The sequence below is a fragment of the Sphingomonas sp. CFBP 8760 genome (assembly GCF_014841615.1).
GTDB lineage: Bacteria > Pseudomonadota > Alphaproteobacteria > Sphingomonadales > Sphingomonadaceae > Sphingomonas.
This window is the reverse complement of record NZ_JACYUG010000005.1, coordinates 45,807-60,772: the sequence shown is the minus strand read 5'-3', so window position 1 is coordinate 60,772 and position 14,966 is coordinate 45,807. Positions and strand designations below refer to the sequence as shown.

Sequence of the window (14,966 nt, the reverse complement as noted above, 5' to 3'; positions counted from 1 at the left end):
GGATCAGCGCACCGACCGGATCGGCAGAACGAGGAACGACCCCGCCAGGACGAACACTCCCGACACGACGAACAGCACCGCGTAGTTGTTTCCCGTCGCCGTCAGCAGCGCCGCCGCCATCACCGGGCTGAGGATCTGGGGCACGTTGACCGCAGTGGTAAGGATGCCGAGATCCTTGCCGGTGGTGTCTTCTTCGCCCGGCTTGGGCTTAGGCAGCACCTGCGTCATCAGCGCCAGATCGACCGACATGAAGGATCCATAGCCAAGGCCGATCAGCACGGCGTACACGATCATGCCGTTCGGCGTCGGGGCAATCAGCGGCATGACGACGGCGATCGCCATGATGAGGCTGGCGAGAAACACCAGCGGCTTGCGACGGCCGAGCCGGTCGGACAGCACGCCTGATCCGATACCAGAAAACACCAGTGCGACGAAGGTAATGACCGACATCGTCGCGATCATCGCATTGGCCTTGGCCTGCGACAGCCCGATATGATCCTGCAGGATGTATAGCAGGTAGGTCAGGATCGCCTGATAGCCCATGTAGATCGCGAACCGGCCGAGGAACGCCCACGCGAAATCGGGATGCTCGCGCGGCGATATCCAGAATCCCTTCAGGAATTGTCCGAGGCGGAACGGTGTGGCCGGTGTCAGCGTCGCCATCGGTTCCGGATTGATAACGACGAACGCCAGCGATGCGATGATGATCGCGGCACCGACGATAGCGTAGGCCAGCGGGATGTTGGACGCGAGCGAACCGGCGAAAAAGGTACCGAACGATACGCCCGCCGTCATCGCGCCCCCGACGACCCCGGACGCGAGCCCGCGCTCCTCGGGCGGGAAGCGGTCGGCGACCAGCGTCGTGATCGCCGGCTGCATCGCATTGAGCGTCACCACTGCCACCAGCCACATCGCCGTGATCGCGACCAGCCCCGGCATGTGCGGCGTCAGGATAATCGCGCTGCCGCCGATGGTCGCTCCGACGACGATCCACGGCGTCCGGCGACCGAAGCGGCTGCGCGTCCGATCAGACAACGCCCCGGCGATAGGTGTGCTCAGTGTACTGAACACCGATGTGATCGCATAGATCACGCCCAGCGTCTGCGTCTTGCCAACGGGGTCAAGGTTCTGGATCTGGTTGGGCAGCAACACGCCCAGCACAGAGGCGTACAGCGTCAGCAATGCGAAAAATACGACACCGAGCGATACGAGCAGCACCCATTTTCCGCGTTCCCTCACCCATGCGGCGGAACCGCAGTGCGAGCTCGTGTCCGCTTCTCCGACGTCGGTCGGCTGGACGACGCTCATGCCGGTCGCTCCCATGTCGGAGCCGGGCCGAGATCCGCGAGCGCCAACGGCTCGGGCGTTCGATGCTGGGCCCGCGCCGCCTCGCTCAATACCAGCCCGTGGCCAGGCCGGTCGTGCCCGCGGATCAGGCCGTCCCGGATGACATACGGCTCCTCGACCAGGTGTTCGAAGTTCTGGAAGCTATACTCCAGCCACCGGACACCGGGCAACGCCAGCGCCATGTTGACGCCGATTTCGAGGAAGCTGTTGCCGAAGGTCACCTCGACATTATGCTCGCCCGCAAGCCAGCCCGCCCGCATCACGTCGCTGACCTGACCGTGAACGTTCAACATGTCGCATGCATCCGCCGCCAACAGCCGGCGCTTGCCCGACACGTCCAGATATTCTCCGCTGTTGACCCGCGTGCCGGGACAGGCGAGCCGCAGCCGGCGTAACCCGTCGAAGTCGTCGCGCGGAATGGGGTCCTCCACCCAGTAGATACGGTGGCCGGCCCGGGCGAACAGGTCCAGCGCCGCCTGTGTCTCCGCGGCCGTCCATGATTCATTGGCGTCGATCATCACGGGCAGACCGCCATCGCCGGTCGCCGACCTCAGCAGATCCAGCCGGTGAAGGTCGCGCTGCACATTGGTGTGGCCGACCTTGATCTTGTAACCGCGAAAGCCCTGCGTGGCCGCGACCCCGAACAATTCCGTAAACTCTTTATCAGAAAGATGGAAATCCAGTCCGCTTGCATAGACCGGCACCGCGTCGCGCTTCTCGCCCAGCAACTTCCACAATGGCATGTCGGACGACTGGGCAAACAAATCCCACACCGCATGCTGTATTGCTTCCTCGAAGGGGAGCAGCAGGCGTCGAACGCTGCCTCCGCGCGGACGCGTCACCTGCAACGCGACGGCACCCGGCTCGCGTCCCTCAAGAGCAGCGAATGCCTCCTGTCGAAAAGCGAGCGCGATATCGGCCTCGCGCATCAGAGGCTGAAACAACACTTGTGTAAAGCCGAGTCCGACGCGCCCGGACTCATCGATCAGTTCTATCGCGACGATGTTCGCTTCTCCGGTCGACACTTGCGAATCGCCGATCGTTCGGTTGCGCCGGAACTGAAATCGCGAAATGCGAAAATCGGCAATCCTGGTTTTGCTCATATCATCCCCGCCCACTTTTTTGGATCCGACCGAGCGCGAGGCGCCAAGATCATGTCATCTCTTCTATTTGAACGACACGACCGATACCCGTCAACAGACATTCCATATTACGGTACTGAAATCTCACATTGACAGTCGAGAAACCTTGGCTGATATCGACCCGGTAACCCGGGATAGCGGGGCATCAGGAGGGGAATGATGATGAAAAAGGGATATCTGCTTGCCGCAGTGGGCGGGTTTGCGCTCGCGTCAGCCGGTCACGCGCAGACCGCACCTGCTGATGGTCAGGATACGGCGCTTGCGGTTTCGACGTCCGACCAGTCCGTCGCGGTACCAGCGGATCCAGCGGCCGAGCAGGACATCGTCGTCACCGGTATCCGCGCCAGCTTGCGCTCTGCTCAGGCAACGAAGCGCAACGCATCGCAGATTGTCGATTCGGTTTCCGCCGAGGATGTCGGCAAGTTCCCCGACGTCAACATATCCGAATCCTTGCAGCGGGTGACCGGCGTGGCGATCGATCGCAATGGTGGCGAAGGCCAATTCATTACGGTCCGCGGCCTCGGCCCGCAGTTCAATACCGTGCTCGTCAATGGTCGCATCATGGCGACAGACAATCCCGGCCGCGAGTTTTCGTTCGACGTGTTGTCGCCGAACATGATCCAGCGCACTGACATCTTCAAGAGCACGGTGCCGCAACTTCAGGAAGGCGGTATCGGTGCCACCGTCAACATCGTCACGGCGCGTCCGCTGGACGGCAAGGGTGGGCTGCACCTGACGGTTGCCGCCGGCGGCATGTATGACACGCTCCGTGACAAGGCCAGTCCTGACCTTTCTGGCGTTGCATCGTTTGCCAACGAGGACAAGACTTTTGGCGCGGTCGTTTCCGCCAGCTATACCAACCGCTACAGTCAGAACGACCAATTCATTATTCACGGCTGGTTGCCCGGAACGCAGGGACTGATTGCGGGCACCGCGAACGCTACAGGGCTCGGGGCCACCAGCCTGGTCGACAGCGCCAGCAATATCTTCACGCCACGCGATTCGACCTTCAATCGCTCGCTGGAAAATCGGGAGCGTCTGAACGTCGCGGGGACCGTGCAGGGCAGACTCGGCGAGAAGCTGCTTCTGACGGTCGATGGGCTGTACTCAAAGTTTAATGTCTTCAGCTCGGGGCGGACCTTCGGTGCCTTCTACACGCCGCGCTTCATCGGGCTGACCACGAACGGTAATGGCACGGTCACCGGTTTCAATCGCCCGGGTTCTCAGTTCCTGAGCGCCAACCCCGGCCTGACCGATCCGGCACTAGCCGATCGTCGCGTCACGCTGTCGCAGAACGACAATTACGCTTCCTATGCCAACCGGCTTACCACCAGCTATCAGGTTGGCGGCAACCTGAAATGGAGCGTCACGGACGCACTGGACCTCAGGTTCGATGCCTCCAGGACCGAAGCGAAGAACCGTACGCCGAATGCGTTCGTCGTGGTCGGATCGCTGGCGCAGACATCGCCGCGTTGGGATCTGGTGAGCGGTTCCGATCTGCCGATCCTGTCGAATCTCGGTCCGATCACCGACCCGAGCCTGATGCGCGCGCACTATACGTCGATCGGCGAGGGCCGGGTGCGCGATACCGGCAACGAATACCACTTCGATGGCGACTTCCGCAACGAGGACAGTGGTATCGTCAAGTCGATCCTGTTCGGTGCGGCCTACAACGAGCGTCACAAGACGCGCACGAATGCGGACAACTCGGACACCGTATGTTCGTATTGCGGCTATGACATACCGATGCCCGCGAACCTGCTGTCAGCCTATACACTGGACAACTGGCTGCCCAAGACATCCGGCAGCGACAAGGCGCCGATCAACTTCCTGACGTTCGATCCAAATGCCGTCATCGCGTATCTCTCGCAACCGAACGTGCTGGCCCTGGCGCGTCAGGGTCGCACCGCTGCCGAACAGGCAGCGGAGGCCGCACGCCAGCTCGCGCTTGCAAGTGGTCCTTTCGGACTGCGCAACCGTCCCGGGCAGCTACTGGATGTCCAGGAAAAGGTTTGGGCCGGCTATCTCAACGTGGGAATTGGCGGACCGAACTGGTCAGGAAACCTCGGTTTCCGCGTCGCCGACACGTCGGTCGTGTCGCAGGGCTTTGCGCAGACCATCCGGTCGATCACGGTCAATCCCGGCGACGACAATCTGAACATCGTGTTCAACTACCCGAGCGCCAGTACGGTCCGCAACAGCTATCGCAACTTCCTGCCCTCGGCGAACGTCAAGTACAACCTGACCAGCGACATGGTGGTACGCGCTGCCGCGTCGCAGACCGTGACGCGCCCGACGTTGACTGATCTCGGCGTCGACAACAACTACACCGGTCGGATCACGGCCGCGGTCTCGGGCGGTGGCAATCCCGCACTACGTCCGTTCAAGTCGACCAATTACGACCTGTCATACGAATGGTATATTTCGGATATCAGCTACGTCAGCGTGGCTGGCTTCTACAAGGAATTCTCCGACTTCCTCGAACAGCAGACGTTGCCGGTCCCGCTCGGAGCCTACACCTTCCAGGATACCCGTACGCGCAACGGCGCAACCGGCTCAGTGGCAGGTGTCGAGGTCGGCGGTCAGCTGACCGCCGATCGCCTGACTTCAGGGTTCTTCGGAGGCTTCGGCGTCGCGGGGAATTACACTTACGTCTCGAGTACCGCCAAGCGCGCAGCTGCCACGAACAATAGCTGCGGCTACAATGGCCTGTCGCCGCACTCGGCAAATGGCAGCTTGTTCTTCCAGAAATACGGCATTCAAGCACGCGCTTCGTATAACTGGCGCTCATCGTTCCTGCGTACGTGCTTTAGCGATTATGGCCAGCCGGAAAACCGTGCAGCATACGGACAGCTGGATTTCAGTGCATCCTATGACATCACGCCAGCCTTTCAGGTATATGTTCAAGGCGTAAACCTTACCCAAAAGTACACCTTCGATTACTCCGTCAGGGAGGAGCGGGTAAAAAATATTCAAAACACCGGATCTCGCTTCAACGTTGGAGTTCGCGCTTCCTTCTAATTGTTCAATTGATTTGTGACGTCGGAAGATGCCTATTAATTACAGAAATTAGCGCTTACCTTTCGTCCTTCGGTTTCGTGGGTTTGTTGCCTTGGGTCGCCATCTCTTTTTCAAAAGGTGCTAAGTGGCGACTCCTCATTTAATCACTAACTTCTAGACTGCCGAGGGTGGCTTGTGAGAGGAGTCGAGCCCGTATGCTCCGCCCCGGCAAGGCGCGACATTCATGTCTTGGTTAGGTGTTTGATCCCACGGTTTAATGGTGCGATCCTTTCGTTGGAATGGAAGGAAGCCGTATGGGACAAGTTCGTCACGGGAGCGCCACGACCACGCACGCCGTCCGAGCAGCAATACAGCGATCGCAAGCTTCGCTCGCGACGCTGAGCCGGGAGCTGGGGATCAATCCGAAGACGGTGGCGAAGTGGCGGAAGCGGGTGACGGTCGAGGATCTGAAGACTGGGCCGAAGGCCCCTCACTCCACGACCTTGACCGAAGCCGAGGAGGCAATGGTTGTGGCGTTCCGCCGGCACACGCTGTTGCCGTTGGACGACTGCCTCTACGCCTTGCAGCCATCGATCCCGCCGTTGACGCGCTCAGCGCTACACCGCTGCCTGCAGCGTCATGGCATATCCCGTCTGCCGGACATTGAAGGGAATAAGCCGAAGCGACAGCGCTTCAAACGCTATCCAATCGGTTTCTTCCATATGGATATCGCCGAGGTGCAGACCGCCGAAGGCAAACTGTACCTGTTCGTCGGCATCGACCGCACGAGCAAGTTCGCGGTCACCCAACTCGTCGACAAGGCTGATCGACGGACAGCGTGGGAGTTCCTCGAACACCTGCTGAAAGCCGTGCCCTACCGCATCCACACGATCCTGACCGATAATGGGATCCAGTTCGCCGAGCAGCCCCGCAACCGCAACACCCCCTGGTCGCGCCAGATGCGCTTCGACATGATCTGCGAGGCCAACGACATCGAGCACCGGCTCACCAAACCGAACCATCCGTGGACGAACGGCCAGGTCGAGCGGATGAACCGGACGATCAAAGAGGCGACCGTCAAACGCTTCCACTACGAGAGCCACGACCAGCTCCGGACACACCTCGCCGACTTCATGGCCGCCTACAATTTCGCTCGCCGGCTCAAGACGCTCAGTGGCCTCACATCCTACGAATACATCGCCAAGATCTGGACCTCAGAGCCAGATCGGTTCATCGTCGACCCGATCCACCAGATGCCGGGACTAAACATCTACGGACCGCTGGCATCGCGGGATCCGACGCGGGCCCTACGGGCCGGTGCCGATAGTCCCCTCGACCGGCGGGAGACCCTGGACGCGTTGGCGCAGGCATTTCGCGTTCACAATGCCGCGCGGGATTCTCCGCCGCCGCGCATCGTCGATGCAGGGCGGATCGCCTAACTACCGAATGCCCTCAGTAGTTCGACCAATCCTTCTGGTGGCGGCCTATCGCCCGACGAGCCGATGCCCGCAATCAAGGGAGCGTTGTAGTCATCCACCGCCAGCAGGATCCTAGCCCGGGCCTTTTCCCGGTCGAGCCGTGGCGCTCGTTCCGCGGCCCACTCCGGCAGTCTCTGCACGTTGAGGCGTGCCGGCCAGATGGAAAGGACGCCGATGGTGCGGCCTACCACACGTTCGAGATAGCGCCCGGCCTTGCGGTCCGCCGTCAGGTTCAGACCAACATGATGCTGGACGCGGCCGTGAGCGACTATGCGACTCGCTCGACCCTGGCGAAGCGGGCGGGAACCATGCTCGCGCAAGCCGAAGACGCGATCACCGAGATCGTGGCCAGTCTGCCGTCCGACGTGGCGACAGCGATGCGGCAGCTAACGGCCCACGCTAAGGTCACTGAGCTGGAGCCAACGGGACCTCACCAGCGAATGGAGGGTCCACCCAGCACGGTGGACCAATCGACGAACTGAGCACGATTCGCTGCGATCCCGATGCCCGACAACTGCGTTAGCATCCCGCGAGACGATCACTACGCCCGCGCCGAACCGGTTGCGTACTCGTTGTTGCTCAAACGCCCAACTTGAGTAGTTTCGATTGCAAAATCCGCAAAACCGCTTTTTGCACAATCCACGTCATTTCAATGGCTTACGATAGCATGTCTTGTTGCTAATCGACACCGGCGTGACATGAAGTGCAAGCAGATGACCCAGCGTATCGACGGCCATGTGGATCTTCGAGCCCCTCTTGCGTTTCCCGCCGTCATAGCCGGCACGCTCGCCGCTCTCGGGCGTGGAGCGCAGCGTCCGACTATCGATGATCGCGGCGATCGGCTCGGCCGTGCGCCCCGCCGCCAGTCGCAGCACGCCGCGCAGATCGTCGACCAGCGCCTCGAAGCAGCCCGCCGCCAGCCATCGCTGCGTCTGCTGGTAGACCGCCGCCCAGGGTGGCAGATCGTTCGGCATCCACCGCCACGGCGCGCCGGTCTTCACGATATAGCGCAGACCGTTGAACACCTCGCGCAGATCGTGCTCCCGCTGGCCGGCATCCTCGCGCTGCAACAGCAGGTACGGCGCAACCAGCGACCATTCCTCGTCGCTGACGTCAGACGGATACCCCTTGCGGCAAATGCTCATCCAAGAACGGATGAATCAGACGCGCTCCAAAGTCCATAACAGCCTCTAGGCGCCAAGGAGGAAGTTCTCGTCATTGTTACTGCTGATCAGAGCTTCCGCATTCCAACGGGTGAGTTGAGTCGGCAGAGAATGGACGACATCGGTAATGGACGTATCGTCCGCGACTGCCCGTACCGCTTTTGCATAAGGCATGAACAATGGTCTGACGGCTAGACGTTCCGTTCGGCAGATCGGAAAGGCCGTTAATGAGCTGCGCATCGCGAGTTTGATAGCATTGTCATGAATGTCCGCAACTCGGGCGCTGGCGAATTGTCTTCCTCGTCAAGTTTCGGTGCATTCGACGATCCACGGCGAGCCACTATGTACCACCGCCCCTGCAGGACCCGGGAACGCCGTGGCCATCGCGGGGCTCCCTAGGCTCGTCATACCGGACGGCTACCGTCGTGTACGCACGGCGGATCGCGGATCGGGACTTGCCGGTGGCATCATGTGGCAGCCGTGGCAGGGGATCGTGTTGGTCAGGCCATGCCTGTGGCCGGCAGTGATGGCGCGATGTCGATTTCATCGCATATCCATCCCTTAAAACGTTGGCGTTCGGGCGGAGCGATACCTATTATCACTTCTGCACGGGAAGCGGTTCCCGGGCCGGGGCGTGGAAACCCTGAACGAGAGTCGGTCGAAAGACCATTGATGGTCGAAGAGCTTCTTCGGCCGGGTGGCGGACGCGTATGTCCAAGCCCCGGCTAAAGGCGTTCGCGCCAGTCTCGTTCTGGTTTCCAACATCCGGCTCAGGAGGCCCGCATCTCGCGCAGCGAGATGCGGCCGACTGGGCGGCGTGCCATCTCGTCGGACCGTCGACGATGATCCCCGCGCTGCGCCATGCGCATCGCCGCAGGGAGCCATCAGGTAGTCCGGCCCATCCTCCCAGACGCTCCGGGAGACCGCTGAATGCGCTTCGCCATCGTCATACCCGTCATCTGCACCCTTGCGGCACCCTTGCCCGCGAGCTCGCAGCGTGCGCCGACCACCCGGCTGCTCGATCGTATCCCGCCCATTTTCGGCAGCGGCCCCAATCAGCCGGGACTCGTCATCCCGTCGACGCCCGTCATGCCTGGCCTGACGGCCGTCGCCGACCATGCGAAACCAGGCGATGCGGTCGGCTTCGATCTCGGCGGCTTCCGGCTCGGCATGTCCGAGGCGCAGGTGGACGCCGTCGTCCGCACCCGGCACATGACCCCGGGCATCATTACGCGGGGCGTCGACTTCGAGTCCTCGGTCAGGAGCCTCATCAATACACGCGGAGGTGCCGGTGGCGAGGAGACCCATCGTGGCGTGCTCAGCGAGGCCAACGTGGAGGACGATGCGGGTGGCCGATACACGCTGCGCATGCTGACGTGGCCGGACGGGGCGCATCTCTACGACATCGTCTATGTCGCGGCACAGGGCACGGCGGCCGCCGAATGGCGGCGGATGCTCGTCGGCAAGTGGGGCAGGCCACGGACCGACGACGGCGGTAGCGACCTTACCGCACGGTGGGGTGCCACAACGCCGGCCGGGTTCCGCGCGACGGTACGACTCGGGTCCGACGGCGGCACGATATTGCTGCAGGCACCGGAAGGCTCGGCCGAGCGGCCTTACGCTCTGGTCGCCCAGGCAGCCGACGCCTTCTTCTCCACGCGAGCGCGGAAGCCGGCGCTGTGATCGCCACGACCATCCCCATGATCCGGACCAGAGGAACGTTTCACATGAGGAAGATACAGTTCGTCGCGGCCGCGTGCCTGTCGCTTGCCGCCTGCTCGGCCGGCCCGGAGGATACCGCGCGTGGCTTCATGGAGGACAAGGCCGCCGGGCGGACGGCGGAGGCGATGCAGCGCATGGATCCTGCGATGGCTCAGACGGTGGGCCCCATCATCGCGGCCGTCCTGGCCACCGAAGCGGCGAAGGGTAAATCCCATGGCGGCCTGAAGAACGTCTCCGTCGCCGAGATCGTAAAGGCGGACGCCGATCATGCGATCGTCCGGGCCGAGGGACACTACGGCGACGGCACCGTCGCGCGCGAGCAGACGAAGCTCCGACGGGTCGATGGCACATGGTATGTCACGATGTGACGGCTCGCCCCGCAGCGCCTACGGATGCGGGGCTTTCCTTCCATGTCCGCAGGCGCAGGGCGGACGAAGACGGAAAGACATCCACCATGAGTAATGCTACATTTCCAGAAGGGTTGAATTATAAGTAGGGTTTCCTACCTTTCCGATGCTCGGCCGCATGTCGGACGGATAGACGCAGCCGTGCCGAGGCATGGTGAAAGGAGATGCACCCTATGGATACGACGTTCGACCCGTCACGCGCCGCAGGGGTTCGACGGGCAGATCCAGGGTCCATGCCGCCCGACCCTCTTGATCCCGACAGCCCGTACGACTCTCCGGTCATCGCAACCCGTCGCCGCCTGATTCGCCTTGCGCTGGTCTCGGCCGAGACGTGGGCACGCTCCCAGCGCGAAGGGATGGATCACGACCCCATGGCATGGATGCTCGCATCGCGCGAACTCTTGGATGGCCGCGATGCCGTCGAGGCAGCTCTCGAGCTGGGTCATTGCATCAGGGCGATCCTGCTCCATGACCTGGTCCTGGGGCTCGATGCGGATCCCGCCATCATCGACGATCTCTGCCTCGACGATGCCCCCGCGGTGTTCGCCGCGGTCTGAACCTGACGCGTGTCAGGTCACGCCATTCGTCCGGGCACACCCGACTTGGAGAAGACGACATGACGATCTTCACTGGAAGCTCCCCTCGCCTACCGGCCACGGCGCCGATCCGCAGGGGGCGTTCCGCGCTCACGGTGGCAACACATCGCGAGAGCGACGACGACCTCCCGTTCCAGATCCCCATCGTCCGGCCGCCAGGAGACCGAGGCCGGCTGGCCAGGCCCCGGCGTGGGAGGAGCGGCCGTGCGAAGTCGTCGACCGCGCCACAGCTCTACACGGCGTCGATCGCCTCGGGAGGCGGGCCGGTCCTGATGCAGGCGTTCCACGCGTCCGTTGCCCGGCATCCCATGGAGGTGGTCCAGCGGCTCCGCCGCCGCTTTGGCGACGACGTGGTGCCGCTCGCGGAGATCCGGGTCGGCTTTCACCGTTCGTCGCCGATCGTCATCGCGCTCGTTCCTGAGACGCTGGCGGAGGTCATCAGACGCGTCGAGAGGGACTGCGGCTCGGTGGATGTCGGCACGTTCGTCGTGGACATCGAGCAGCGCGTCGAACTGTAGTCATCGCGCTGGCGCGGGCGACGCACGCCGTCCCGCCGCGCCGTCCTGGCAGGTAACGGAGAAGCACATGGAACAAGTGGAAGGTACCAGCCGCGTCGACGCGGTCGGCAAGAACGGGAACGTGCGCGTTCAGTACCGTCTCGACGTGCAGGATGGGTCCACCGGCGTCGGCAACGGATCCGACACCAGGATAGGCGTAGTCGTCGCCGCCCGGGCCACGGGGGAAAGCCCGACGCGGACAACGATCATCGATCTTGCGATGCGCCGCTTCCGGTTCGACCGGACTGGCGTCGTCACCCATGTCGACCGGGTATATCGATGGTACGAGGACCCGGGCGTCGCGATACCGCCGGATGTCGCCGCAGTCACCGGTCTGACCGACGCGGACGTGGCAGGCCGTGGCATCAAGGACGAGGTGGCGGTACGTCTGCTACGTTCGGCGTGCATCGTGATCTCGCATCGTGCCGCCGCCGACAGGCCTCGGATCGAACGTCGGCTGGAAGGCGTCGGCGATCTCGCATGGGCCTGCTCGATGACGCAGATCGACTGGAGATCGAACGGCTTCGACGGAGTGGAGCTCGGTCATCTCCTCCGTCAGGCCGGGTGGTTCCACGAAGGGCGAGGTGCTGGCGCGGATGTGGACGCCGTCATTCAGCTGCTCCGACATCGCTTCGACGATCGGACGGCGCTGACCATTCTGATCAAGGCGGCGACGCAGCCGAGCTGGATGGTCAGGGCGGTCGGTGCGGCCTTCGACGTCAAGGACATGCTCAAGGAACGGGGATACCGCTGGGATCTCGACCGACGCGTCTGGTGGCGGGAAGTGTCCGACGACGCCCGCATCGCGGAGGAGTTATGGCTGGCCGCCAACGTCTATGCCGTACCGGCAGGAGCGAGGGCGATGGGACCGGACATCGAACCGATCACGGCGGCGACGCGGTTCCTATGATCCGCCCGGGCCAGATCCTGTCGTTCGTCAGGCAAACGATCGGATCGAGATGACGGGCCGGTGACGGTTCGCATGCGCGCATGGCGTTCTGGCCGATGACCACTTCCTGCTCGGAGCGTAGTCCTTCGACCCCGTACGGCAGAGCATGACGATGGAAAGAGCTCGTCGATGTCGGCCAACTGCCAGCCATCGCCCGACGATCTGACCCCATGCCCGCAGGGGCTGTCGGCCTAGGAAAGCCTTGTCCATGAAAGGACGCCTGCCGAGCCCATCGAAACGGCGGCCGAGTAGCCCCGCCACCATCAACCGCGCCCCCCTCCCGCCTCAGGCATCGCGTTGATAAGGGCCTCGACGATGCCGTCGTACCGACACGCCGCGGGCGGGTCGGTACGACACGTCTGCGCATCGGGCCGGTCCTAGAATGTCAGATTCAGCCCTCCAGCCAGGCTGTGATTGCGCATATCGAGCCCGACATGGATGTCGCCAGTCGATCCGGAGATTCCTCCAGCCGATCCTGTGACCCGACCAGCGATCGCGTGGGCATTACCGATGCCCGTGTATCGGTACTCTGCGAACATGGCGATGTGGCGGGAAAGGGGCAGCCTGGCGCCGACACCAGCCCGAATCCCCCAGTAGCCACTGACGTCGCTGTCGGTGATGAGATAGGCCGGACCAGCGAAGATGTAGGGCTGGACGCCTGCGCGGGGTATGCGAACCATCGCTAGGGCAGCGGCCGTCGCGGTCGTCGGAACCTTCAGCCTGGGTATGTCGACGGCGACCGATTGCCCAGGATCGATGGTTACCTGCTCGCCAAACACCCGTTCGTCGAACCTCAGATTGGCCGAGGCTCTGACGGTTTGCCGGTCCAAATCAGGACTTAGCGTGGCTGCATCTATAGCCACACCGAACCAATTGAACCAATGCCCAACACGAAGGCCGAATATGGTCGATTTCGTTGGCCTCAGGCTTTCGACATCAACCCGCAGCTGCGCCGGTACGATCGCACCATTGATCCTGGCCTCGTCTGCGGTGATCGATGCCGCAGTGCGTTCAGGTGGGTAGCGAGCGGCGAATACATCGACGAATGTTTGCGCGGACGCCGTGGTCGGTATTGTTATTGCGGCAAATGATGAATAATATTGCATTTTTACTATTTTATACAACGGGAAACTTTCAAATAATTCGGTAAATCTAAACAACAGCCTAGCTCTCAATAAGTAGATTGCTTGGCTTCATGTTGTTTTCAATAAAGTATTGCTCATCGCGCACTGAGCCTAGGTGTTTGATCCCACGGTTTGATGGTGCGATCCTTTCGTTGGAAGGGAAGGAAGCCATATGGGACAGGTACGTCACGGGAGCGCCACGCCTGTCCTGAGCCTGCCGAAGGGACCACGCACGCTGTCCGAGCAGCAATACAGCGATCGCAAGCTTCGCTCGCGACGCTGAGCCGGGAGATGGGGATCAATCCGAAGACGGTCGCGAAGTGGCGTAAGCGGGCGACGGTGGAGGATCTGAAGACCGGGCCGAAGGCCCCTCACTCCACGACTTTGACGCAAGAGGAGGAGGCGGCCGTCGTCGCGTTCCGGCGTCACACATTGCTGCCGCTCGACGACTGCCTCTATGCGCTGCAGCCGTCGATCCCGCATCTGACACGGTCAGCGCTGCACCGCTGCCTGCAGCGGCACGGCATATCCCGCCTGCCGGACATCGAGGGCGACAAGCTCAAGCGCCAGCGCTTCAAGCGTTATCCCATCGGCTTCTTTCACATCGATATCGCCGAGGTGCAGACCGCCGAAGGCAAACTGTACCTGTTCGTCGGCATCGACCGCACCAGCAAGTTCGCGGTCACCCAGCTGGTCGACAAGGCTGATCGACGAACAGCCTGGGAGTTTCTCGAACACCTGCTGAAAGCCGTGCCTTACCGAATCCACACGATCCTGACCGACAATCCTGTCCTGAGCGAAGTCGAAGGGGGAATCCAGTTCGCCGAGCAGCCCCGCAACCGCAACACCCCCTGGTCGCGCCAGATGCGCTTCGACATGATCTGCGAGGCAAATGGCATCGAGCACCGGCTGACCAAACCGAACCACCCCTGGACCAACGGACAGGTCGAACGGATGAACCGCACCATCAAGGAGGCGACCGTCAAACGCTTCCACTACGAGAGCCACGATCAGCTCCGGACGCACCTCGCCGACTTCATGGCCGCCTATAACTTTGCCCGCCGGCTCAAGACGCTCAGCGGTCTCACACCCTACGAATACATCGCCAAGATCTGGACGTCAGAGCCAGACCGGTTCATCGTCGACCCGATCCACCAGATGCCGGGACTAAACACCTAATGCCTGACGGTACCTTTTGAATATACCCTGAAAGCACCTTAGAATACTGGTCTTTTTACAGTCCGCGACTAACTTCAAAAAACCGGCCCCGATTTCTAGGAAAATCCTTTTTGTTCCTAGGCCTTTCAAAGACCAACGAGCACCAACCCATCGGAGACCGATATCCCACAACGTCACAGGTCAACGGGGCGGTATCACTGTGATTACTCCTAATCGAAAGCCACGAACAATTAGCGATAAATGGAAGCACCTATCTAAGGGAAGCACCGGTGCGGCACGTACTGCGAATAAGGGGGGCCTTA

General features: G+C 62.0%; 10 protein-coding genes and 3 pseudogenes. 9 read left to right on the top strand and 4 right to left on the bottom strand.

The window, feature by feature from the left end; translation table 11 throughout:
• Nucleotides 1-3: 3 nt before the first annotated feature.
• Complete coding sequence (locus tag IFT82_RS08240; protein ID WP_192125844.1) at nt 4-1,308, bottom strand: MFS transporter; 1,305 nt, start codon at nt 1,306-1,308, stop codon at nt 4-6.
• Nucleotides 1,305-2,450 (bottom strand): mandelate racemase/muconate lactonizing enzyme family protein, encoded by a 1,146-nt coding sequence (locus IFT82_RS08235; RefSeq protein WP_192125843.1) that lies wholly within the window; start codon nt 2,448-2,450, stop codon nt 1,305-1,307. Before IFT82_RS08235 ends, IFT82_RS08240 begins: the two co-directional genes overlap by 4 nt.
• Nucleotides 2,451-2,645: 195 nt before the next feature.
• On the opposite strand from IFT82_RS08235, the gene IFT82_RS08230 reads away from it, so the two are divergent.
• The 3 genes and pseudogenes from IFT82_RS08230 (at nt 2,646) to IFT82_RS08220 (ending at nt 7,449) form a co-directional block, all read left to right on the top strand.
• Nucleotides 2,646-5,510 (top strand): TonB-dependent receptor, encoded by a 2,865-nt coding sequence (locus IFT82_RS08230; RefSeq protein ID WP_207105755.1) that lies wholly within the window; start codon nt 2,646-2,648, stop codon nt 5,508-5,510.
• Nucleotides 5,511-5,803: 293 nt separating this feature from the next.
• Nucleotides 5,804-6,757 (top strand): annotated as a pseudogene (locus IFT82_RS08225) (IS481 family transposase); the annotation flags it as partial.
• Between the two features lie 452 nt (nt 6,758-7,209).
• Nucleotides 7,210-7,449 carry a hypothetical protein gene (locus IFT82_RS08220; protein ID WP_192125841.1) on the top strand — a complete coding sequence of 80 codons (240 nt, stop codon included), beginning with the start codon at nt 7,210-7,212 and terminating at the stop codon, nt 7,447-7,449.
• A 189-nt stretch (nt 7,450-7,638) separates the two neighbouring features.
• Here IFT82_RS08220 and IFT82_RS08215 read toward each other — a convergent pair.
• Nucleotides 7,639-8,112, bottom strand: a pseudogene (locus IFT82_RS08215) (IS5 family transposase); the annotation flags it as partial.
• Between the two features lie 948 nt (nt 8,113-9,060).
• Here IFT82_RS08215 and IFT82_RS08210 point away from each other — a divergent pair.
• The 5 genes from IFT82_RS08210 to IFT82_RS08190 all read left to right on the top strand — a co-directional run bounded on the left by IFT82_RS08210 (nt 9,061) and on the right by IFT82_RS08190 (nt 12,322).
• Nucleotides 9,061-9,813 carry a hypothetical protein gene (locus IFT82_RS08210; protein WP_192125840.1) on the top strand — a complete coding sequence of 251 codons (753 nt, stop codon included), beginning with the start codon at nt 9,061-9,063 and terminating at the stop codon, nt 9,811-9,813.
• Between the two features lie 44 nt (nt 9,814-9,857).
• Nucleotides 9,858-10,220, top strand: coding sequence for a DUF4878 domain-containing protein (locus IFT82_RS08205; protein WP_192125839.1), 363 nt, complete (start codon nt 9,858-9,860; stop codon nt 10,218-10,220).
• 212 nt (nt 10,221-10,432) lie between these two features.
• The gene (locus IFT82_RS08200) at nt 10,433-10,816 is read left to right on the top strand and encodes a hypothetical protein (protein ID WP_244646600.1); all 384 of its coding nucleotides are present in this window, start codon (nt 10,433-10,435) and stop codon (nt 10,814-10,816) included.
• A 59-nt stretch (nt 10,817-10,875) separates the two neighbouring features.
• The gene (locus tag IFT82_RS08195) at nt 10,876-11,373 is read left to right on the top strand and encodes a hypothetical protein (protein WP_192125838.1); all 498 of its coding nucleotides are present in this window, start codon (nt 10,876-10,878) and stop codon (nt 11,371-11,373) included.
• Nucleotides 11,327-12,322 carry a 3'-5' exonuclease gene (locus tag IFT82_RS08190; RefSeq protein ID WP_244646599.1) on the top strand — a complete coding sequence of 332 codons (996 nt, stop codon included), beginning with the start codon at nt 11,327-11,329 and terminating at the stop codon, nt 12,320-12,322. Before IFT82_RS08195 ends, IFT82_RS08190 begins: the two co-directional genes overlap by 47 nt.
• Before the next feature lie 416 nt (nt 12,323-12,738).
• Here IFT82_RS08190 and IFT82_RS08185 read toward each other — a convergent pair whose 3' ends face one another.
• The gene (locus IFT82_RS08185; RefSeq protein WP_192125837.1) at nt 12,739-13,521 is read right to left on the bottom strand and encodes an outer membrane protein; all 783 of its coding nucleotides are present in this window, start codon (nt 13,519-13,521) and stop codon (nt 12,739-12,741) included.
• Between the two features lie 136 nt (nt 13,522-13,657).
• On the opposite strand from IFT82_RS08185, the pseudogene IFT82_RS08180 reads away from it, so the two are divergent.
• A pseudogene (locus tag IFT82_RS08180) lies at nt 13,658-14,664 on the top strand (IS481 family transposase).
• The last annotated feature ends 302 nt before the right edge of the window (nt 14,665-14,966 follow it).